Annotated in this window: 13 protein-coding genes and 1 pseudogene; 4 read left to right on the top strand and 10 right to left on the bottom strand. The window is 59.1% G+C overall.

What is annotated here, in order from left to right; genetic code table 11:
* Positions 1-20: 20 nt before the first annotated feature.
* The 9 genes from ISN39_RS21810 to ISN39_RS21770 form a co-directional block, all read right to left on the bottom strand.
* The gene (locus ISN39_RS21810; protein WP_194730402.1) at positions 21-2,069 is read right to left on the bottom strand and encodes a bifunctional aldolase/short-chain dehydrogenase; all 2,049 of its coding nucleotides are present in this window, start codon (positions 2,067-2,069) and stop codon (positions 21-23) included.
* A gap of 70 nt (positions 2,070-2,139) precedes the next feature.
* A complete protein-coding gene (ugpC, locus tag ISN39_RS21805; protein WP_194730401.1) occupies positions 2,140-3,204 on the bottom strand; it encodes a sn-glycerol-3-phosphate ABC transporter ATP-binding protein UgpC in 1,065 nt (354 codons plus the stop codon).
* Positions 3,205-3,262: 58 nt separating this feature from the next.
* Positions 3,263-3,988: an SDR family oxidoreductase gene (locus ISN39_RS21800; RefSeq protein WP_194730400.1), complete on the bottom strand. Its 726-nt coding sequence runs from the start codon at positions 3,986-3,988 to the stop codon at positions 3,263-3,265.
* 83 nt (positions 3,989-4,071) lie between these two features.
* The gene (locus ISN39_RS21795) at positions 4,072-5,571 is read right to left on the bottom strand and encodes an extracellular solute-binding protein (protein WP_194730399.1); all 1,500 of its coding nucleotides are present in this window, start codon (positions 5,569-5,571) and stop codon (positions 4,072-4,074) included.
* Between the two features lie 73 nt (positions 5,572-5,644).
* Positions 5,645-6,526, bottom strand: coding sequence for a carbohydrate ABC transporter permease (locus ISN39_RS21790; protein WP_194730398.1), 882 nt, complete (start codon positions 6,524-6,526; stop codon positions 5,645-5,647).
* A 1-nt stretch (position 6,527) separates the two neighbouring features.
* The gene (locus tag ISN39_RS21785; RefSeq protein ID WP_194730397.1) at positions 6,528-7,415 is read right to left on the bottom strand and encodes a sugar ABC transporter permease; all 888 of its coding nucleotides are present in this window, start codon (positions 7,413-7,415) and stop codon (positions 6,528-6,530) included.
* A 166-nt stretch (positions 7,416-7,581) separates the two neighbouring features.
* Positions 7,582-9,129 (bottom strand): glycerol-3-phosphate dehydrogenase, encoded by a 1,548-nt coding sequence (gene glpD, locus ISN39_RS21780; protein ID WP_194730396.1) that lies wholly within the window; start codon positions 9,127-9,129, stop codon positions 7,582-7,584.
* Positions 9,126-9,938: an HAD-IIB family hydrolase gene (locus ISN39_RS21775; protein ID WP_194730395.1), complete on the bottom strand. Its 813-nt coding sequence runs from the start codon at positions 9,936-9,938 to the stop codon at positions 9,126-9,128. The genes glpD and ISN39_RS21775 overlap by 4 nt, the downstream gene beginning before the upstream one ends.
* Before the next feature lie 4 nt (positions 9,939-9,942).
* Positions 9,943-11,298, bottom strand: coding sequence for an iron-containing alcohol dehydrogenase (locus ISN39_RS21770; RefSeq protein WP_194730394.1), 1,356 nt, complete (start codon positions 11,296-11,298; stop codon positions 9,943-9,945).
* Between the two features lie 135 nt (positions 11,299-11,433).
* Here ISN39_RS21770 and ISN39_RS21765 point away from each other — a divergent pair, with 135 nt between their 5' ends.
* The 4 genes and pseudogenes from ISN39_RS21765 to ISN39_RS21750 all read left to right on the top strand — a co-directional run.
* On the top strand, positions 11,434-12,390 hold the full coding sequence (locus tag ISN39_RS21765) for a sugar-binding transcriptional regulator (RefSeq protein ID WP_194730393.1): 957 nt from the start codon (positions 11,434-11,436) through the stop codon (positions 12,388-12,390).
* A gap of 104 nt (positions 12,391-12,494) precedes the next feature.
* Positions 12,495-13,982 (top strand): FGGY-family carbohydrate kinase, encoded by a 1,488-nt coding sequence (locus ISN39_RS21760; RefSeq protein ID WP_194730392.1) that lies wholly within the window; start codon positions 12,495-12,497, stop codon positions 13,980-13,982.
* A 150-nt stretch (positions 13,983-14,132) separates the two neighbouring features.
* Positions 14,133-14,552: an RpiB/LacA/LacB family sugar-phosphate isomerase gene (locus tag ISN39_RS21755; protein ID WP_194730391.1), complete on the top strand. Its 420-nt coding sequence runs from the start codon at positions 14,133-14,135 to the stop codon at positions 14,550-14,552.
* A gap of 180 nt (positions 14,553-14,732) precedes the next feature.
* Positions 14,733-17,377 (top strand): annotated as a pseudogene (locus tag ISN39_RS21750) (Tn3 family transposase); the annotation flags it as partial.
* A 145-nt stretch (positions 17,378-17,522) separates the two neighbouring features.
* On the opposite strand, the gene ISN39_RS21745 reads toward ISN39_RS21750, so the two are convergent.
* A complete protein-coding gene (locus ISN39_RS21745; protein WP_194730390.1) occupies positions 17,523-18,245 on the bottom strand; it encodes a LuxR family transcriptional regulator in 723 nt (240 codons plus the stop codon).
* Between the last annotated feature and the right edge of the window lie 378 nt (positions 18,246-18,623).

The raw sequence follows: 18,623 nt of genomic DNA, 5'->3' as shown, positions 1-18,623 counted from the left end.
ATACTGAGCGGAAGCCCAATTTACCGCATCATGGCAGCGACATTGCCGCCATCGACGGTGATCACCGCACCAGTGCTGGTGCGTGCCTTGGCAAGATGAATGAAGGCCGCTGCAACGTCCGCACCGGTCACTTCGCGGCCGACAAGGTTGCCGCGCATATAGGCCTCTGGCGTCAGGCCACGCGCCCGGCTTCTCTCGACCACCATCTGATCCGTCATCAGTCCGGTGCGTATCCGGTCGGCATTGACCGCGTTCGCCGTGATGCCCGATGGGCCATGCTCAATGGCATATTGCCGCATCAGCGCCATCAGCGCAGCCTTCGATGTGCCGTAAGCTCCGAAATCGGCGCCGGGATTGACCGCCTGTTTGGACACGTTGAAAACGATGGCGCCGCCGCTTCTCTGCTTTTCCATCACTCGGACAACCGCCCGCGCGACATAGTGGTGGCTCCAGAAGTTGAGATCGAACGCCTTTCTGAAAACGTCCTCCGATACCTCAAGCAGACCTCCTTGGAAGGCAGCGCCTGCATTGGAGATAAGAATGTCCACACCCCCGAAATGCTGCGCCACCCTGGCGATGGCCGCGTCCACCGCGGCGGGATTGGTGACGTCGCAGGCGACACCCAGCCCGCCCAGCCTTTTTGCCTCGCGTGTCACACTGTCTTCGGCAATGTCAATCAATGCCACTTCCGCACCTTCGGCACGCAGGGCTTCGGCGATCGCCAGGCCGAGCCCGCCGGCAGCACCCGTGACGATCGCCACCTGGCGCGTCAGCGGCTTTTCTACCTGCTTGGTAAGTTTGACCTGTTCCAGAGACCAGTATTCGATATCGAAGAGGTCCGCTTCCGGCAGCGCCTCAAACGACGAAATCCCTTCTGCGTTGGTGATGACCGCGATCGTCGCTTCGGCCACATCAGCGCCGACAAGCGCGTTCTTGCGCGTGGCCCCTGCCGCAAATAGTCCGACGCCCGCAACATAGAAGACACGCGGCATCGGATCCAGCATCGTCTTGCCACCGCCGGCGCGATCGTTGTTGCGCTGGAAATACGCCCTGTAGTCCGCCTCGTATGCCTCAACGGCGGCCCGCACCGTGTCGCCCCATTCAGCAAGGCGTCCGGACTCCGGCGCCGGCAGAGCGATGCCGAAACGCTTGATGTGAATGACATGCTCCGGGGTGGCATTGCCGCGCTGCACGAGGCTTTCGGCCGTTTCTGCATTGCAGAAATCCAAGATTTTCTCACTGCTGCGGTGTTCGAGAATGAGGCGTTTTGGCGCGCCCTCTATCCCAGTATCGATGGCAATGGCACCCCTCAGGATTGGCGCGATGTCCTTCGCTGCCGCGATCTCCTGCGGAATGGCGACCGGGACGAAAGGCTTCGCGCGGCCCCGTGCCAGACGCCGTTCAGCCTGATCGATCTTGGCGATCATATCTTCATAGGCTTCGCGCGGATCATTCGACCAGGTGAAAATCCCATGTTTCAGAAGGATCATGCCGTCGCCCGTGGGATTGGCGCGAAACGCCGCGTCGCAGGCCTTCGCCAGGACGAACCCGGGCATCACATAAGGGACGATAATCGAATTGGGAAACAACTCCCGCACAAGGTCCTCACCATGCGGCTGGTTGGTCAGAGAGACGATCGCATTGGCATGCGTGTGATCGATGTGCCTGAAGGGCAGGATCGCATGCAGTATCGCTTCCACCGATGGATTCGGCGCATTCGGGTCCATGAGCAGCCGTCGCTGCAGCATCACCATCTCGTCGTCGGTCAGTGCGTCGTAGCCTACCATCGCCTTCAGCGGGTCGAGCCGTACGGCCGGCAGCCCCTGTGGCTCGATTGTGCCCATGTCCCAGCCGCTGCCCTTGACACAGAGAACATCCACCGACGACCCGTCGCGATCGATAAACGCGGTCTTGACCGACGTATTGCCACCGCCGTGCAGAACCAATTCCGGATCCTGACCGAGAAGACGTGTCGTATATGTCCTGATTGCCAGATCGCGGTTGATGCCCTTGGCCACGTAGGCATTGAGCAAGGAGGCAAGTTCGCCGTCGTTCCATCTTGATTTCATCGGTATCACCTTTCATTCCCGCATCCTTCTGGAGCGGGTCAAAGTATGTTGAATGAGCCGCAGTGGCGGGTCAGATGCGATCTTCCGTTGCCGCGTCGAAAACGTGGACTTTCTCTGAAGCGACCGAGAAACGGACTTCGGCCCCCTCGTCAAATCGTGCCGACTTGTCGACAATGGCCAGAAACTGGCCTTCCGGTCCTTGGCAGCAAAGCTGGGCTTCGTGTCCCATGCGCTCGATCAGCAGCGAACGCGCCGCAACAGAGCCATTCGGGTCGACCAGGACATCGGTCGGGCGGATGCCGCAAATCACCTTTTGCCCCACAGATACCTTGAGCGCCGGGTCGAGACGAATGAGGCCGGCACTGGTTTGAGCCGCCGGTACGCCCTGATCGGCGACAACCACGCCGCCGAGGAAATTGATCGCCGACGAGCCGATGAAGTCGGCGACATATTTGCTGGCCGGCCGGTCGTAGACATCGTCAGGCGTGCCGATCTGCTCGATCTTGCCCGCGCGCATGACGACTATCTTGTCGGCCATGGTCATCGCTTCGATCTGGTCATGGGTAACGTAAATCGTCGTCGTCTTCAGGCGATTGTGCAACTGGCGGATTTCGGTGCGCATATGGGCGCGCAACTTGGCATCGAGATTGGAAAGCGGTTCGTCGAAAAGAAACACCGCCGCTTCACGCACCATGGCGCGCCCCATCGCAACACGCTGGCGCTGGCCGCCGGAAAGCTCCTTCGGGTAGCGCTGCAGATAAGGCGTGAGATTGAGAATCTCTGCAGCGTGTTCCACCCGCCTCTTGATTTCGGCGGGCGGCAACTTGGCCACCTCTAGGCTGAAGGCGATATTTTCATAGACCCTCATCGTCGGGTAAAGTGCATAATTTTGGAACACCATGGCGATATCGCGGTCGCGCGGATGTACGTCGTTGACGCGGCGTCCCGAGATCATAAGGTCGCCGGCAGTCACGCTCTCGAGCCCGGCCGTCATGCGCAAAAGGGTTGTCTTGCCACAGCCTGACGGCCCCAGCAGAACGACAAACTCATGGTCCTCGATCAGGAAGGAAATGTCGCGCATGATGGTGAAGGCGCCGAAGGCCTTGCCGATATGCTTGTATTCAACGGTTGCCATTGCAGATTCCACTCTCTGTTTTATATCGGCCGCGCATGTGGGCTATGCACATCCGCGCTCAGTATTTCTGCCGGGTCGGCGTGATGACGATTTCCTGCACGATCGCCCCTTGCGGAAGCTGATAGGCATTCAAGATCAGGTCGGCGACGATGTCAGCGGTAATCCCGCCGCCGATCGCGGCCTTGTTGGCCTTGTAATTGGCGAGCGTCGCCGGATCCTTCACGTGATCCAACACCTCGGTTTCGACGATACCGGGCGACAAGACGATGACCCGCACATCATGCGGAGCAAGATATTCGCGCAGGCTCTCGGAAATCGCGTGGACGAAAAACTTGGTGCCGCAATAAACGGTGTGGTCCGGATAGGTTTTGCGACCGGCAATCGAGCTCATCATCATCAGGGTCCCCGATCGGCGCGCAATCATGCCGTTCAACACCGCATGGACGCTGTTCATCACGCCCTTGGTGTTGATGTCGATCATCTCGTCCCATTCCTCCGGGGGCTGTGTCGCAATATCCCCCAGCCGGGCGATACCTGCATTGGCAAACATCATGTCGACCGGCCCGAACCGGGCCTCGGCCTCAGCAACGGCCTCAATGATCGCCGCGCGGTCCCGAACATCGACCTTTTTCAAGACCACTTCGGGGAGATCGAGCGCCTCCAGCCGGTCCAGCCGACGCGCCATCAGAAGAAGCGGATGACCGGCTGCCGAAAAGGCGCGCGCGGTAGCTTCGCCGATACCGGAACTGGCGCCGGTGATCGCAATCAGGGATTTTCTGGTCATTCCTAAAACTCCAAAATGCACAGGTACGGCGATCCTTGCGGCGACGATCGCGGCAGACGCCACGATCGTCGCCGCGCGGTCAGTCAGCCCTTGAGAACCTCGCCCACCTGCTTGGCGATGTCATCGAGTGCTTCCTTGGGAGAACCGTAGCTGCCTGCAAAATACTTGCCCAACGACACCGGGATCGTGTCGCTCGACAATTGCGCCCATTCCGGAAGATCCGGCTCGGAGCCCATATGTTTCGCGATGGTTTCGCGGACGACCGGCAGGTGTCGTGTGGTGCCGGCACCGACACGGGCCTGCGCCAGCACGCGCGGATCATCATAGACGCTGGCGCGCGTCGGGCCTGTGCCGCCCCCGAGCGTTGTGATCAGGGCCTGGGTATCGGCGCAGGTCGCCCATTGCATGAAGATCCAGGCAGCATCCGGGCTCTTCGAGTATCGGGAAACCGCAAGCGATGAACCACCCTGGTGACCGACGCCGGGGATTTCGCCATACCCGGTTTCCTTGACGGTGCGAAGCGACATGGCCCGGGGCGGGACGGCGACTTCGCAAAGGCCGGAGACCTTCGTCTGAGTCGGATCGTCGAAATACGGGAAGAACTCGCCCCAGGACAGCATGGACGCAGCAACGCCCTGCGCCACCGACTGACCCTGGCCATCCCAGGTCCAGCCGTCGACACCCGGAGGCATCGTCGCCTTGAGCTTGGTCCAGTATTCCAGCGCTGCAACGCCCTTCTCATCATTGCCGGTAAACTTGCCATCCGGTCCGAAGATGGAACCGCCATGCCCCCACAACCATGCCGTCCAGTCGCATTCGAGGCTGTAATGCCCGGACTTCATCTGGCCGGTCGTGCCGTAGACCTTCGGCCCCATCTCATCAGTGATGATCTTGGAGTTGGTGTAGAGCTCCTCAATCGTTTCCGGTGCCTTGAGGCTGAGCTTGTCGTAGATGTCCTTGCGGTAGATCATGATGAAGATCGGGATATCGTAGGGCACGCCGACCCATCGATCCTCGTATTTGGCGATCCCGTCGACCAGGGCGGGCAGGAAGTCGTCGAGATTGTAGTTCGGCATGGCAAGGTCAGCCTTGGCCGAATATTGTTCGCGTGGATCGAAGACATCCTGGCTGAAGCTTGCCGCCCAGCTTTGGTCGATGTAGTAGAGATCGTAGGTTCCCAGATTGGACGCCACGTCGAGCGTCAGCTTCTGCAGCACCTGCTCAAGCGGAAGCACCTCGATCTCGACCTTGATGCCGGTGGCTTCCTCGAAATACTTCTTCAGCTGGCCGTTGATGGCATTCGATGGCGGGGTTGATTCCGTCGCAAGCTTCAATGTCGTGCCGGCAAAAGGCTTACCGACATCCGCGAGCCATTTGAGGATTTCAGGGTTGGGGGTCAATTCCTCGGCTGCCCTGGCACTGGAAAACGCACCAAACGGACGATTGCCGAAACCCATCCCGAGCGCACCTGCCCCAAGGCCAAGCTTTCCAGCGGCTCGCAGGAACTCCCGGCGCCCCAATTGACCCCGGACGAACTTGTCCGTGATCGACGCGAGGTATTGTTTTCTCACACTGTCTTTCATCAACTTCTCCTCCTCTAAATCGGCCGACGGGATCGCCGTCCGGATGCTCCAGATGCGCCGCTGGCGCACCCTCCTATTGCTTCAGCGAACCCATCGTCAGGCCACGAACCAGATGGCGCTGCACGAGCAGGACGACGATGAAGGCGGGAACGATGGCTGCCGCTCCCAGGGCAGCCATGTTGCCCCAGGCCGTGCCGATGGACGTGACGAATGTCGATGACACGACCGGGACAGTCTTGATGCCGGTCTGCGTCAATGTCAGCGCAAACAGAAACTCCGTCCAACTGAAGATGAAGCAGAGCACGGCGGATGCGGCGATGCCCCCCTTGGCCATGGGTAGGACAATGCGCTTGAAAATCGTCCAGCGGGACGCGCCGTCGAGCAACGCACTTTCATCGATCTCAGCGGGAATGTCGTCGAAGAAGCTCTTCAGCAGCAATACGGCCAACGGCAGGTTCATCAGTCCATGCACGAGGATCAGGCCCAGATAGGTATCGAGCAGGTTCAGCTGCTTGAAAATGAAGAACATCGGAATGGCGACGGCAACCGGCGGCATCATGCGGGTCGACAGAACCCAATTGACGAACTCGTGCCGCCCACGGAATTGCATACGCGACAGGCAATAGGCGGCCAGCGTCGCCACCATGATCGCAAGCACCGTCGACATCGAGGCGACGACGATCGAGTCCCACAGGCGAGGCGCCATGTAGAAATTACCGCCACCCGGATTGACCGTCTCCTGTGTGCCGAAGCCGAACCCAAGCGAGATGCCGAAAACCTGCTCGAAATTTCTGACCGTCGGCTCGAACTCGAAGAACTTCGGCGGCCACGAGAAAATATCCTTAGCGTCGCGGAAGGCGACCGAAGTCCAAAAGAAAATCGGGAAGAAGAAGAAGGCAACGACGAGCCAGCCGGCGAGCGTTCTGAAAATCCGCATGGATTTGCTTTGCGGCATGTTACCACCTCACCTTGAAGGCCCGGATGAAGAGATTGGCAAGGATCATCACGATCGCCAGGCTGACCAGGCTCAGCGTTGCGCCATACCCCCATTTCAGGAAGCTGAAGGTTTGCTGCCAAGCGTAGAGACTGAGGCTGTAGGTCGATGTGCCCGGCCCGCCGGAGGTCATGACGAAGACGTAGTCGAAGACGCGGAAGAGATCGATGCCGCGCAACAGGACCGCGACTGCGATGACGCGCGACATCATCGGCAGCGTCAGGCGCCGGAACATTTGCAGCGAGGAGGCACCGTCGATCATCGCCGCCTCGTAGGGCTCGGGCGGCAGGGACCGCAGCCCGGCCATGAAGATCAGCACCATGAAGGGCGTCCATTGCCAGATCTCGGCCACCAGCACGCCCGCGAGCGCCAGTGAGGATGTGGCAAGGATTGGCGTTGCCTTGTCCAGCAGGCCCAGCATGTTAAGAAAATAGGTGAGCACGCCGAATTGCGGATCTTCCATCAACAGGAACATCATGCCGGCGATGGCCGGCGGTATCACTAGCGTCATCGACAAGACGGCACGTAATGCGCCAAATCCGGGCAGTTCCGCATCCAGCAGCAGGGCGACCGCCATGCCCAGCACGATCTCGCAGACAAGTGCGATGGTGAAATAGACGAAGGTCACGCCGAGCGCGCCCCAGAAGCGCGTGTCGTGCCAAAGCTGCACCCAGTTGGCGAAACCTACGAAGACAAGTGCACGCTTGCGCGGCACGAACTCGTGAAAACTCAGCCAGATATTGTAGATTAGCGGATAGATCGTAAAAACGACCAGCAGACTGACCAGCGGCAGAAGCCACGGCCAAGGCGAATCCGAGATCGCTATACGCTTTACCTGTGTGACGGACATTCGTACTCCTCCCTGGAGCGGGCGATGGCGTTGACGCCTCGCTCCGGCGCTTTGACCTTCTCCCGATCCGGCCCGGCACTCCTCTGCCTGTCCGGATCATTCTCCACTCTGTTGCTCTTCGTCGCCGGCGAACCCGGCTCATCCATGCGTCTGGGCGCCGATGCAGCTATCCCACTCTGGCGATCCCGTTCTCTTCATTTTCTTGGGCGGCGCGCTCCCGTGCCATCCATGTGTCCAGTTCGGATATCTCTTCAATGCGCATGCGAATTCCGGCCTTTGTCCGCCGAAACACCACGTCTTCGGCGGCCCGTGCATATTCGTGCCGCATGAGGAAGCGAACTTCAGCTTCGCTGAGATCGGGGCCGAAGCTACGCCCAAGATCGGACATGCTGCGCGCACCGGCCAGGATTTTGCGTGCATCGACGCCATAATGCCGGACAAGCCGCCGGGCGGCGCGTGGACTGAGAAACGGGTATTCCTTGCCCAGATCATGCGCGAGCCGATCGGCGGCGCCCGCTTCAAAATTACCGCCTGGTAGGGGTGTCCGTCCGGTCCATCCCGCACTGATCATCCACTGCGGAAAATGAGCCGACAGTTTACGCAGCGCGTCCTCTGCAAGGCAGCGATAGGTGGTGATTTTCCCGCCGAAGACGCAAAGAAGAGGGGCCTCGCCGGTCGCTGCATCGATTGTCAGCACATAGTCGCGCGTGGTTTCCTGCGCGTTGGCGGCGCCATCATCGTAGAGAGGCCGAACGCCGGCATAGGTCCAGACAATATCGGCCGGTGTTACGGACCGCTTGAAATATGACGATGCCGCCTCGCAAAGATACGCAGACTCGCTTGCCGAGATCGATGCTTTTTCCGGCTGGTCCTTGTAGTCGACGTCTGTCGTGCCGATCAGCGTGAAATCGTCCTCATAGGGTATGGCAAAGACAATGCGCCCATCGGAGTTCTGGAAAATATAGCATCGGTCGTGCTCGTAGAGGCGCGGCACAATGATATGCGATCCCTTGACCAGCCGGATTTGTCCCGCGGCTTTGCGATCGCTCACTGTTGCCAGCACCTGATCGACCCACGGACCGGCAGCATTGACCAATGCACGCGCACGGATGGCCTGACGTCTTCCTGTTTCCACCTCTTCGATGGTGACGTGCCAGAGACCGTTTTCACGCACGGCGCCGGTGCATCGCACATGGGTGCGGATGTGTGCCCCATGGGCTTCGGCATCCCGGGCGTTCAACACCACGAGGCGATTGTCCTGCACCCAGCAGTCGGAATATTCGAACCCGACCGTTGACACGTCGCGAAGCGGTTCGCCGGCAGGATCGCGTAACAATCTCAGCGTCTTCGTGCCCGGCAGTGTCTGCCGCCCCCCAAGGTGGTCGTAGATGAAGAGACCGAGCCGAAGCACCCACGCCGGACGCAGTCCCTTGCGATGCGGCAAAACGAACCGCAACGGCCAGATGATATGCGGCGCGATCCGCCAGAGAATTTCCCTTTCGCGCAGTGCATGGCGTACGAGCTTGAATTCGTAATGCTCCAGATAACGCAAACCACCATGGATCAGTTTGGTCGACGCCGACGACGTGCCGGAACCGAGATCCGATTTTTCGCAGAGAAACACGCTCAACCCGCGCCCTGCCGCATCGCGGGCAATACCCGTCCCGTTGATGCCGCCGCCGATAATGGCTAGATCGTATACCCGGGCGGTCATGCGACAGCTCTTTCTCTGCGCGCAGCGAGAATGCGATTGGCGACCTCGACGAAGCCATGTCCACCTTCAGCGCGTGTCACATAGGTCGGCTCAGCCTCGATGCGTCCCTGGAACTGCACGACGTTTGCCACACCGCAGGCATTCGGAAAGAAACGGAACATCGGCGCGTCGTTGGGGCTGTCGCCAACGAAGACGATCTTCTCTTTCTCCACATCGATATCCAACCCGAGTACATCGGACGCAAACCGCCGCGTCATCGTCAGTTTGTCGTAGGTGCCATACCAGCCGTTGACGTGAATGGAGGACACCGTGGCGACCGCGCCCTCCTCTTCGAAAATCCGCTTGATGCGCTCCACCTCGCCGGTCGGCAATGGCGGCACATCCTCGCAGAAGTCGATAGCGAGATCTGCCTCGCGATAGTGCTGGTCGGCTGAAATGGCGGCGCCAGGGACCTCAGTGAGAATGCGCGCTCGCACAATTTCCAGCTTTTTTCGGTCATCGGCGCGCTGGCCATCATTGATCGCAAACACACGGCGCATCCGCCGGCTGTCCTGATGATAGGAGAAATAGAATGCGCCGTTTTCGCCGACGACACCCGAGACCGGCCACATTCGCGCGATCATGTCGCACCAGCCCGCCGGACGGCCGGTGATCGGCGCCACCGCGATGCCCGCGACAAGCAGCTTCTCGAGTGCTTCGTAGGCGCACGCGGGCAGACGACCGTCATTGGTCAGCGTATCGTCTATATCGGCAAACAACGTGGTGATCCTGCTTGCAGCGTCTGCCGGCATGTCGGAAATCGCGCGCATGGCCTCAGATCTCCTCGCTCGCGAAATCCTCGAGGAGGCCGGCGTCTGCGGCAATATCGAGGAAGGAGTACCGATTGCGCATCTCGCGCGAGTGAACAACTGCCTCCCGGTAAAAGTCGACGGGTAGGCCCAGCTCCCGTGCTGTCGTCGGACCACCTGCCGCTTTCAGCAACCGCGTCATTTCGTCGACCGGAACGACGAAGCTTTTCAATTCTTCCCGCAGCACCGGCCAGAAATCGGCGATTTTCTCATTCAGCGCGCCGATTGCCTTGTCATTGAAAATTTTCGGCTGGATCTCGTCGAAACACTGCCTGGCAATGCTCGGTCCCATGCGCCGGACCATGCCATCGAAGCTGATCTTCGTTGCTTTCATTCTTGGGGCTGCCGCGCTGTTCAGATAGTGGCGCTGCAACCGGCCCATTGTCAGCACGCCGACACCCACCTGCTGCCCATGCAGCGTCCCGGGGTGCCTGTCCCCCGCAAAGCAGTCGATGTAATGCGAAATCTGGTGTTCGCCCATCGAGCCATGGTTGGACATGCCGGTGAAGGAGACGCCAAGGCCGCATTCGGTCAGCACGCGGTAGAGATAGCCATGGGCGTCAATATCACCGCTGCCGATACCGGCGGCATTCCGGTTGAGCGCGATCTCGTCATCGGCCTGGATGATATAGGGCGCTTCGGAGTATACGGTTCCAAACAGCCGGTGCGACAACCACCAGTCCACTTGGGCGACGGAGCGCACCAGGCAGTCGGCGAATCCGGCAGCCGCCAGGTAGGCCGGCGCGGCCGCCGACACCGAGAGGTCGACGAAAAACCCCGCCGGCGCGTGGGATGGCAGCGAGACTTTCAACCCGCTGTCGAGGGTGATCGAGGCTGTGGTGGATGTATACCCATTCATCGATGCCGCGGTGGCGAAGACACAATACCGGCGGCCATCAAGTCCCGTCACATATTTGACGAGGTCGTTGATTGTACCGGAACCCACCGCCACCACGCCTTCAGCACCCTTCAATTTTTCGGTCACGAGCGCGATGGTTGCCATGTCGGCATGCGGATGATCGAGAAGGATCGTCTTAACCGGGCCGAGCTTTTCCAGCGCGCGGGCAACCCGCGCGCCCATCGCGTCCCAGGTCGCTTTATCGGCAACGACGGTAAAGGTGTCGCCCAGACCAAGGCTTGAAACCAGCTCCGCCTCGCGCCCTTCGAGGCTCTCGGCGATAACGATGGATTCATATGGCACGACAGCGCGCTTTCCAGTCTCCGGGTTCGTCCAGCGGCCTGCCACGATGTCATCAATAAGCGCGGTCCAGCCGCCCTTGGGAGCGCTTGTCGCGCCACCCCGGTTCTTTGCCGTTTCCATTCTGCAATCCGTATTTCACTCGATTTGTACAAGTGACAACATGTGGTGACACTTGTCAACACATAAGACAACGCATGTTGACATTTGTCATAAGATGCCGTCAGATACGCCAGAACAACGAAATCGAGGAATCACATGCTTGATGCGGGCGTCCCCCTGCCCATGGAATTCGACGACGCCGTCACATGGGCTGCATGGCTCTACTACGCCGATGAGATGACCCAGAGCGAAATTGCCAAGACGCTACGTGTATCGCGTGCGACCATCGTCAATTATCTTCAAGAGGCGCGCGATCGGGGTATCGTCTCGATCCGCATCAACACGAATGCGAGTGGGCGTACACGGGTCGCAAGGGGCCTGGTAGAGAAATTCGGCTTGCGCGGCGCGCTGGTGATCCCGCACGCCGAGGATCGCGACCTGGTCTCTCGCCTGGGCGATGCCGGTGCGCGCGTCCTTGCCGAGCAGATCGTGGCGGGTGACGTGATCGGTGTCGCATGGGGACGCACCGTCTTGTCGGTCGCGGACCAGATTTCGCTGCCCGAAGCTGTGCAGAATCTCACGGTGGTCCAGGTCTCAGGAAGTTCTACCGGCGAACCGGATTTTTCACCCGAACTCTGCACGTCGCTACTGTCGAGCAGGATCGGCGCGCGCTGCGTCAACCTTCTTGCGCCGGCGGTTCTTTCGACCAAGGAATTGCGAACGATGCTGCTCGACGAACCGATCCTGAAGAAGCAGTTCGATCTGATCCACTCCACCAACCGCATCCTTTTTGGTGTCGGCGACGTCGGTACGAAAAGCACTGTTCGGGCGTCGGGCATCGCAAGCCAGGCGGAAATCGACAAATATGTCGAGGATGGCGCGGTAGCGGTCATTATCGGCCGCTTCATCGATGCGCACGGCCGGGCTGTCGGCGGAGACCACGACGAGCGCATGGTGGGCATTGCGCTCGAGGAATTGAAGCAGACTCCCAACAGGATCTGCGTGGCCGGCGGATCCGGAAAGATCGAAGCGATCACCGCAACGCTTGAGGGCGGCTATGCCACCCATTTCGTCACCGACTTGATTACCGGAGAGGCCTTGCTGGCGGCTTAACATGCAAAACCGGTGGCCGATGCGGGCGTCGGTTGCGGAGAATAGAACAGACCGGATGCGGCGTGCCGCTCGATAGTCGGTCAGCGGAAGGAGGAGCCGCTTTCATGCACCGGAACGAACGCTATGTCATCGGCATCGATTCGTCGACGCAATCGGTCAAGGCGATTGCCTGGACGCGCGAAGGCGAGCCTCGATTCGAGGGGCGTGCACCCCATACACTCTCAAGCCCGGACGCCTATAGGTCCGAACAGGACCCCGACGAATGGTGGAGTGCGGCGACGATAGCGCTCAAGGCTGTAACGGATGCGATCGATCCCGCCCGCATTGATGGCGTGGCGATCTCAAACCAGCGCGAAACTATGGCCTTACTGGGGGCCGATCGACGTCCGCTTGCGCCCGCCACGATCTGGCTCGACCGTCGCGCCCGTGACATGACCACCGTTCTCTCTGACGAAATAGGCGCGGAAACGCTGCATTCGATATCTGGCAAGCCGGTGGATGTTATCCCCTGCATCTATCGCCTGCGCTGGTTGCGTGGCCACCAACCGGACCTGCTCGACAGAGCCGCCTATATCCTCTCCGTCCACGACTACCTGGTCATGCGGCTGAGCGGGCAACCCCAGGCAACGTGGACCAGCGCCGATCCGTTCGGCATTTTCGACATCGTCACCAAGACCTGGTCGCGCAAGCTCCTCGATCACCTGAAAATCAGCGAGGACAAGCTTCCACCGCTGAACCCACCTGCGTCCCAGATAGGCGTGATTTCGCAGGAAGCCGCCATTGCGACGGGGCTCGGAGCGGGAACACCGATTTACGCCGCCGGTGGAGACGGCCATTGTGCGGGCCTGGGGGTTGGCGCAATTGAACCGGGAACGGTCTATCTCAATCTCGGCACAGCCGTGGTTGGGGGAGTCTGGTCTGCCACTCCCGAACTCAGTTCCTATTGGCGAACGCTGGTGTCCCCGACCGGTGAAGGCTACATGCTGGAAAGCGTGCAGCGCAGCGGCGCCTTTTTCATCAACTGGCTGCTCGATACTTTTGCCGGCGGACGGGCCGATCCCACCGTGTTCCAACGGTTGGAATCCGAAGCCATGCGTCTGCCAGTCGGCTCCGACGGGTTGACAGTCTGCCCTTATCTGGTGGGTTGCATGGATCCGCATTGGGATGAAAATGCCCACGCGACCTTTACAGGTTTCGGATCTGACCACGGCATGGGACATCTCTATCGCGCATCCTTGGAGGCCATCACCCTGGAATTCACCCGCGCCCTCGAACAGATGCAGGCGAAGGGCCTGGCCACTCATCGCATCTTCGTGATCGGAGGTGGTGCCTCAAGTGCGCTTTGGCGCAAGATGGTCGCGGACGCGACCGGCCTTCCCGTTCACCGAAGCCTGTCCAACGAAGCCTCCGCGCTTGGCGCCGGCATGTCGGCAGCCGTCGGAGGCGGTTGGTTCCGGACCTTCCAGGAAGCGGCTCGCGCCATGTCCAAAACGACAGAGGCGACAGCCCCCGACCTTGCCGCCCATGGCGATTGGTCCGGCCTATCCAAACGGCAAGCCCGCGTCTATCTCAACAACTGTGGAGAATTCTAAAAACCTTATCGGCATTGCCATGCGCGATCGGCTGGCAGCACTTGGATGGTCACACATTGATGGCCGAGTGCCAGGGGCACAAGCCTATCAGCCGGGCCTGAACTCGACATCCTAGCGCGCTGCGCCGCAACGATTTGAAAGGACACGACAATGAAACTCGCTGTAGGCGGCGATAGCGCAGGCGAAGGCCTGGCAAAGATCCTCGCCGATTACCTCAAGGACCGCCACGAGGTACATGAAGTATCCCGCACTGATGCCAGTCCTGACGCCTTTTACGCCCATCTCGCCGACCGCGTCGGCTCGGCCGTGCTCAGGGGCGACTATGACCGCGCGATCCTCGTATGCGGCACCGGCATCGGCGTCTGCATCGCCGCCAACAAGGTGTCCGGCATTCGCGCCGCATTGACCCATGACACTTATTCCGCTGAACGCGCGGCGCTCTCCAACAATGCGCAGATCATCACCATGGGCTCGCGCGTCATCGGTCCGGAACTTGCAAAGTCAATAGCAGACGCCTTCCTGGGGTCGGAACAGGAACTGCTCAAAATTGTACGTTTGTACAAAAGGTGAAAATTCTCGCCGGATACGCCTTGCGCGGACTCCAAGTGTGCGAACTTCTCTGTGGATAGGCTGCCGTAAACCATCTGGTCTCGTTTTCCCTGTTCAAGAATCGGCGGACCATAACGGTCGCGCCGACAGCAATTGCATTGCCATCGACTGCTTGTGATCGGCTGACGTACGGAGGTCAGGATGGGCAGACGCAAGCTTCTCAAGGTTCATGAGCGACAAGAGCTCTTCGGTATTCCAACCGATGAGGAGAGTCTGATCCGGCACTATTCGTTGTCGCTCGCAGATCGGTTGGAAATAGAAGTTCGCAGACGTCAGCACAACCAACTTGGCTTCGCGGTTCAACTTTGCCTAATGCGATATCCTGGCCGAGTGCTTAGGGCAGACGAAATTCCACCGAGAGCGATGCTGGGATATGTCACTCAGCAAATCGGAGCTGATCCTGCATCGTTCAAACTCTATGCCCGCCAAGACGAGACGCGTCGCGATCATGTCGCCCGATTGATGGATTACCTAAAGGTCGGAAGCGCAACGGCGCGGGATCGCCGAGCTGCGCTCCTTTCGGCGATCGACGCGGCTGCGATGACGGACAAGGGGCTTCTGATTGCCAAAGCCGTTGTGGGCACGCTGCGAGAACGTGGTGCATTGTTACCTGCCTTGGAGACAATCGAACGAATTTGTCTTGCTGGCCGGGCCATTGCCCGCCGACGCGCTGAGACGGCGCTGATCAAGGATATCGCGCCCGAGACCCTGCAAACGCTTGATAGATTATTGGAGGTCGACCCGACAATCGGGCAGACGCGCTTTCATTGGCTGCGATCAGCCGCAGAGGCGCCAGGAGGCTCGAACCTGGTCGGGCTAATTAATCGGATTTCGTTCCTGCGAACACTCCGCATCGATCCAGGTCTGCAGTCCCGCGTTCCTTCCGGGCGGTGGGATCAGATGATCCGTGAGGGTGACGCGACAACGACTTCAACGCCAGTCGCCGGCACGCGCTGATTGTCGCGCAAGTTATCAAGCTTGGCCAGAAGCTCTCCGACGATGCGGTCACGATGTTCATCAAGCTGATCGGCCGACTGTTCTCTCAGGCCCATAGCCGGAAGAAGCGGCGGCATATGGACAGTAGGACAGAAACATCCAAAGCTCTCCGACTGTTCCTCGATACAATATCCGCTTTGCAGTCCGCGAATGATCGCGGACTGGACGCTCTTCAGGTTATCGATCGCGAGATCGGCTGGCATCGCTTGCTTTGTATGAAGCCTGAACTCGCTGCAATGGTCGATGACAATGAAGCCTCACCTTTGATCCTTGCGGCCGAACAATACGGAACAGTCAATAAATATGCAGGGGCGTTCCTGCGGACATTCACGTTCCACTCGGCGCGGAGGCACGATCCGCTGCTGGCAGCAATTGAAATGTTGAAAAGGCTTCACGCACAGGGGCGTCGTGTACTTCCAGACCGCGTCCCAGCAGCTCATCTCGGCCACGCAGAGCGAAAGCTCATCCTTGGAACCGGGAAGCCTGATCGCAAGCTGTATGAAATTGCGACCCTTGCCGTCTTGCGCGAGCGGCTTCGTTCGGGGGATGTTTGGATTGATGGCAGCCGATCATTCCGACCTATCGATGAACACCTCATGCCGAAGCCGGCATTCATCGCCATGAAAGAACAGGACAAGCTCGGGCTCGGTGTTGATAGCGATGGTGCGGCCTGGCTGAACGAGGCGAGACAGGTGCTGGACTTCAACCTCAAGCGCCTCGCCTATCGCGCACGGGCCGGAAAGCTGGAAGGTGTTCGCCTTGATGCCGGAACGCTGATCGTCACACCTAACGCAAGCGATGTTCCTGCCGCGGCCGAAGATCTGAACGCCGAGATCAGTGAGATGTATCCGTTGGTCGAGGTTCCAGACCTGCTCAGAGAGGTGCATGAGTGGACCGCGTTTGCCGATCAGTTCACCCACGTCCGCACCGGAGACGCGCCGCATATATCTGCCATGTTGGCCGGCGTATTGGCGGATGCCACAAACCTTGGTCCGAAGCGGATGGCCGTCGCGTCGAAAGGCATCAGCGCCCATCAGATCGGCTGGATGCGAACCTTTCACGCCCGGTCCGAAACCTATCGGGCGGCGCAGGCATGCGTGACCGATGCCCATACCTGTCATCCCCATTCCCGCCTCTGGGAAAATGGAACGACCTCTTCGTCCGACGGACAGTTCTTCCGCGCCAGCGATCGGGCTGCAAAGCGCGGCGACGTCAACCTGCATTATGGCAGCGAGCCAGGCTCCAAATTCTACAGTCATCTCTCGGATCAATATGGCTACTTCAGCATCTTGCCGATCAGTCCGACCGAGAGCGAAGCAGCCTATGTGCTCGATGGTCTGTTCGACCAGGATACGATCCTCGATATCCAGGAGCATTTTACCGATACCGGTGGCGCCAGCGACCATGTCTTCGGGCTGTTCGCCTTAGTCGGCAAGCGCTTTGCACCACGATTGCGCAATCTCAAAGACCGGAAATTCCATACATTCGACAAGGCTGATGCCTACCCGGCGCTGACCAATCAAATCGGCGCGCCGATCAACGCTTCTCTCATCTTCGACAACTGGGACGATCTGCTCCATCTCGCAGCATCGATAACGACACGAACCGTTGCGCCCTCGACCATACTCAAAAGGTTGTCAGCATCGCCGCGCGCAAGTCAGCTAGCCAAAGCTTTGCGCGAACTCGGCCGGATCGAGCGCTCTCTGTTCATGATCGAATGGTATTCCAGCCCGGCACTGCGTCGACGGTGTCAGGCTGGCTTGAACAAGGGCGAAGCAGCTCATAGGATAATTCGCAAGAGCGACTGGAACCAAACCCTGCCGTTTTCCGTTGCGGCTGAATGAAGTGGAAACAGAACACGCGCGGCGTCGCCGCCAGAAGAAAGCGCTTGCCAGATTTAGGCCCTGCCGGTGGTGGGGAAGGGCGAGGAAGGGTTCAGACACGAATGATATTGAGTCGCAGAGCGCTTACGACCGCCTGCGTTCTTGTCGTGCATCCCAGCTTCTTGATCGCGCTGCCAATGTGATTATTGACCGAATTCTCTGACAGATCGAGAAGTTTCGCAATTTCATTGCCCTTCTTACCGCCGGCAGTCAGCCTCAGACAGTCCAGTTCGCTTGGCGTAAACTCGATGGGCTTGTGTTTCTCGTTCAATGTGAGCTGCGAGAGCCGGTCGTAGATGAGCGTGGCTATGAACAGGAGCTTCGCCATTTCGATCATGCTGAAATTCCGTGGCCCCGAAATCGACATCGCACCGCGTCCACCCGCGGCATCGTGAACCGGAAAATAGGCTCCTTTTTCCATGCCATATCGGTTGAACAGCTCAATGACCGTGGATTTTTTTCCTTCTCCACGATTGGTATTGATCGCCTCGACATCATAATTGAACGGGCTGGTTGATCTCATCATCCGGCGGATGACCGGACTGTCGATCATCAGATTATGGGCGTCATAGTAGTCCACCATTTCCGCCGGCCAATTGGTGATGATCTTCGTTGCGCCGATTTCAACGATGTCGACAGTCGGTAGCGTCATGAATAGGAAAGCATTCATTCCAAGGTCCTGAGTGAGACCCTTCATATATTTGAACACTTCGTAGTGCGTGTTGAAGCCTGCGGCGACTTCCTCAATTCGATTGAATTCGGCCTCGAGCTTCATGTCTTTCTCCGATCAGCAGTCGCCTCCGGGCGCTTGGCGACTGGTGTGCCTAGCGAATCCGCTCGCATCGGAAGTGGATTCTACACCCATAGACGACAGTGCAACATGCATTCGGGGGGCATAATTGCAAGGCCCGCGAGGGGGCATAGTGCGGCTATTAACTCTTAACAACTGGTAAACACATCTTCCTATTTCATGATGCAACAATGCGGAAAAATGCCCGAAACAAGCTTTCCAAGCCCGCCTTCGCGAAGTCTTCTATTGGGCAGGGATCCGCAAAGGAAAATCTTATAACGAACTGAGTTCATTTATATATTTCTCTTACATCCAATCAACTCGAAGGAATCATTTTCGGGAATTATGCGGTTAATGGATCCT

This window comes from Rhizobium sp. 007 (assembly GCF_015353075.1).
Classification (GTDB): Bacteria; Pseudomonadota; Alphaproteobacteria; order Rhizobiales; family Rhizobiaceae; genus Rhizobium.
This window is presented reverse-complemented; position numbering and strand designations above follow the sequence as displayed.

Bases quoted from the DNA above. Each gene is read 5' to 3' on its own strand.
- ISN39_RS21810 (WP_194730402.1), bottom strand. From the start codon at position 2,069: ATGAAATCAAGATGGAACGACGGCGAACTTGCCTCCTTGCTCAATGCC.
- ugpC (WP_194730401.1), bottom strand. From the start codon at position 3,204: ATGGCAACCGTTGAATACAAGCATATCGGCAAGGCCTTCGGCGCCTTC.
- ISN39_RS21800 (WP_194730400.1), bottom strand. From the start codon at position 3,988: ATGACCAGAAAATCCCTGATTGCGATCACCGGCGCCAGTTCCGGTATC.
- ISN39_RS21795 (WP_194730399.1), bottom strand. From the start codon at position 5,571: ATGAAAGACAGTGTGAGAAAACAATACCTCGCGTCGATCACGGACAAG.
- ISN39_RS21790 (WP_194730398.1), bottom strand. From the start codon at position 6,526: ATGCCGCAAAGCAAATCCATGCGGATTTTCAGAACGCTCGCCGGCTGG.
- ISN39_RS21785 (WP_194730397.1), bottom strand. From the start codon at position 7,415: ATGTCCGTCACACAGGTAAAGCGTATAGCGATCTCGGATTCGCCTTGG.
- glpD (WP_194730396.1), bottom strand. From the start codon at position 9,129: ATGACCGCCCGGGTATACGATCTAGCCATTATCGGCGGCGGCATCAAC.
- ISN39_RS21775 (WP_194730395.1), bottom strand. From the start codon at position 9,938: ATGCGCGCGATTTCCGACATGCCGGCAGACGCTGCAAGCAGGATCACC.
- ISN39_RS21770 (WP_194730394.1), bottom strand. From the start codon at position 11,298: ATGGAAACGGCAAAGAACCGGGGTGGCGCGACAAGCGCTCCCAAGGGC.
- ISN39_RS21765 (WP_194730393.1), top strand. From the start codon at position 11,434: ATGCTTGATGCGGGCGTCCCCCTGCCCATGGAATTCGACGACGCCGTC.
- ISN39_RS21760 (WP_194730392.1), top strand. From the start codon at position 12,495: ATGCACCGGAACGAACGCTATGTCATCGGCATCGATTCGTCGACGCAA.
- ISN39_RS21755 (WP_194730391.1), top strand. From the start codon at position 14,133: ATGAAACTCGCTGTAGGCGGCGATAGCGCAGGCGAAGGCCTGGCAAAG.
- ISN39_RS21745 (WP_194730390.1), bottom strand. From the start codon at position 18,245: ATGAAGCTCGAGGCCGAATTCAATCGAATTGAGGAAGTCGCCGCAGGC.